Raw genomic sequence first — 1616 nt, 5'->3', positions numbered from 1 at the left:
TACCGATCCGGAAGAGCTGGGCGTTGGTGAGATGGAACACCAGCACGGCACCGATGGCCCAGGGGCGGGAGCGAGGCCAGAGCAACCCGGGCACGACGAGCAGATCGAACGCGGCGCCACTGAGCGCGAACGCGCGAGCCGCCCACTCGTGCCCGGCGAGCGGTTCGGTGAGCTCCCATCCGCGGAGGAACATCGAGCCCGGCACACCGCTGAGCCAGTCCGACTCGAGCTTGGCGATCCCTCCGAAGAAATAGACGAGGCCGATCTGCGCGCGGACGAGCCAGAGCATCCAGGTGGGCACGGTGTCTCGCGGACGTGCGAGCCCCAGCCGCGCGTCGAGCGCGAAGGCCGCGCCTCCAGGCAACCAGATGAGCAGGAAGGCCAGGAGGCACACCAGGTACATGTGATTGAGGTACTGGGTCTGGTCCAGCAGGAAGACGTACGTCATCCCGAGCCAGAACAGGGGCGTGGCGACCCGATACGAGAAGCCCGCGGCGATCATCGCCCCCAACACGCCGAGCGCCGCGAAGTGGACGTACATCCAATCGCCGGGCCAGGGCTTGACCCAATCGAAGCCGTAGTAGCTGAAGAAGAAGGACGGCTCGATGTAGTAGCTCTTGATCCATCCACGGGAGAAGTAGCGGAAGACCTCGACCACCATCGTCACGCCGAAGACGAGCCGGAACCAGGCCAGCGGCGCGATGTCGGTGGGGGCGAGCAGCCGGGCTTGCAACGAGCGCATGGGCTCGAATCAAACCACGCCAGTGCCCGCCCTCGAAACCTCCAGAAAAGCGAAGGGCCCGGGACCAACCGCTGGTCCCGGGCCCCGCGCCACTTCACCCGATTACGAGCTCACTTGCAGAGCGGGCTGCCCTCGGTGGTGCCCTCGGGACACCCCTGGCCGACGCAGTACTTCACACCGCTGTCCACTACCGTGCGGCCGGATTGGTCGTGCGGAACGAGCACACGGCAGGTGGCCTCGGTGGAGAGGCCAGCGTCGTTGGTGATGGCGTAGTGGATGGTGTAGACGCGGCCATCCCCCTTGCCCTCGCGCTCCGCGCGCAGCTGCACGAACGACTTGCCCACGATGATGGACATGTCCTCGCAGGTGCGGCCGTCACCGTTGCCATTGGCATCCTCCACCTCATCCGAGGTGACACGGAGCACATGACCGTACGTGTCGATCGGCAGCGTGTTGCCGCACGAGTCCGTCGCCGGCTGGGCGCAGTCGGACAGCGACAGGGTCACGTACTTGTGATTGGGCGCCCAGAGCTGCACACCCTTGTCCGCTCCCGCCACGGGCGCGCCGTCATTGCAGTAGCCGCAGACGTCGTCGCCGCCGCCGCCACCACCGCCGTTGCCATCGTCATCGTCGTCGTGGCCGCCACCGCCGTGACCACCGCCGCAGCCGTCACCATCATGGTGCCCGCCGCCGCCGTTGCCATGACCGTCGTCGTCATCGTCGTGACCACCGCCGTGGCCGCCACCGCAGCCGTCGCCATCGTGGTGACCGCCACCACCGCCGTTGCCGTGACCATCGTCGTCGTCGTCGTGACCACCACCACCACCGCCGTGGCCATCGTCGTCGTCGTCATCACCACCGCCGCCGCCGCCAC

3 protein-coding genes are annotated in these 1616 nt (G+C 67.5%); 1 reads left to right on the top strand and 2 read right to left on the bottom strand.

The window, feature by feature from the left end; translation table 11 throughout:
• Both Q664_RS09915 and Q664_RS09910 read right to left on the bottom strand, forming a co-directional pair.
• Positions 1-742: HTTM domain-containing protein (locus Q664_RS09915; protein ID WP_043392672.1), on the bottom strand; the 742-nt coding region annotated here is incomplete at its 3' end.
• A gap of 110 nt (positions 743-852) precedes the next feature.
• The gene (locus Q664_RS09910; RefSeq protein ID WP_052517913.1) at positions 853-1278 is read right to left on the bottom strand and encodes a hypothetical protein; all 426 of its coding nucleotides are present in this window, start codon (positions 1276-1278) and stop codon (positions 853-855) included.
• Here Q664_RS09910 and Q664_RS58935 point away from each other — a divergent pair.
• A partial coding sequence (locus tag Q664_RS58935) for a hypothetical protein (protein WP_200883679.1) occupies positions 1255-1616 on the top strand: 362 nt, incomplete at its 3' end. The two genes, Q664_RS09910 and Q664_RS58935, sit on opposite strands and share 24 nt — an antisense overlap.

This window comes from Archangium violaceum Cb vi76 (assembly GCF_000733295.1).
Classification (GTDB): Bacteria; Myxococcota; Myxococcia; order Myxococcales; family Myxococcaceae; genus Archangium; species Archangium violaceum.
This window is presented reverse-complemented; position numbering and strand designations above follow the sequence as displayed.